The organism is Variovorax sp. 22077, from assembly GCF_052044195.1.
GTDB classification, from domain to species: Bacteria; Pseudomonadota; Gammaproteobacteria; order Burkholderiales; family Burkholderiaceae_C; genus Variovorax; species Variovorax atrisoli.
In genome coordinates this window covers 1-1,087 of record NZ_JBQEQC010000080.1, presented here as the reverse complement: position 1 = coordinate 1,087, position 1,087 = coordinate 1, and the positions used below count along the sequence as shown (strand labels likewise).

Below are 1,087 nucleotides of genomic sequence, written 5' to 3'. Positions count from 1 at the left end.
TCACCCCAGCCGCAGCAGCAGCGCCGATGCTGCGCAGACGACCAGGAACGGAATGCTGATGCGATGGAACTCGCTCAGCCCACGGGGCAGCTTCGCCAGCCGCAGCGCGATCAGGTTGGCCAGCGAGCCCAGCACGCAGCCGAAGCCGCCCACGCTCACCCCGGCCGCCAGCGCGGGCAGGTCGCGCACGTGGCCGTCCAGCAGGATCGCGGCCGGCACGTTGCTGATGAACTGCGAGGTGACGATCGCCGCGAGGTACGCGCGCCAGCCCTCGGTGATCGGCCAGTGGCCCAGCAGCGACACCACCGCGGGCAGCTGCGCGAGCTGGCGCAGGTCCACGAACATCAGCGCGATGATCGCCAGCAGCGCCCAGTCGATGCCGCGCAGCACGCGCGGATAGCTCACCAGGAACACGCCGAACACCACGCCCAGGCCCGCGAGCAGCCAGTGCCGGTCGAGTGCGATCACGAAGCCGATGAACAGCAGCCCCGACAGCGCCAGCATGCGCGGCTGCACCGGCGCGGCCTCGGCCTGCGGCTTGAGCTCGATCGGCGTGCGCGGCACCAGCAGCCACACCGCCACGAAGACCCAGAACAGCATCACCGCGACCGTCGGGCCCATCATCCCCATGAAGGCGACGAAGCCCTCGCCGGAGCGGTGCCAGAGGTACAGGTTCTGCGGATTGCCGATGGGCGTGAGGGCCGAGCCCGCGTTCACCGCGAGCGCCTGCAGCACCACCAGCCGCGCCAGCGGCAGGTGCGCCTGGGTGGCGAGCACGCGTGTCAGCGGCACCAGCAGGAACAGGCTCACGTCGTTGGTGACCAGCGCGGATAGAAAGGCCGCACTGGCCGTCAGCAGCATCGCGAGGCTGCGCTGGTTGTGGGTGCGGGCGAGCAGGCGCTGGGCGGTGGCCTGCAGCATGCCGCTTTTCTCGACGCCCTGGGTGATGGCCAGCAGGCCGGCGAGCGCGCCGACGGTCTGCCAGTCGACCAGGCGCAGCCAGTCCATGGGCGCGCGCGGGTGCAGGAACGCGAACAGCACCGCCACGGCGACCAGCACCCACAGCAGGCCGTTGCCGCCGCCGCCG

At 71.4% G+C, this 1,087-nt stretch carries 1 protein-coding gene; it reads right to left on the bottom strand.

Annotated features, from left to right (window positions below):
- A partial coding sequence (locus tag ACTJLF_RS34575; protein WP_440884895.1) for an SLC13 family permease occupies nucleotides 1-1,087 on the bottom strand: 1,087 nt, incomplete at its 5' end.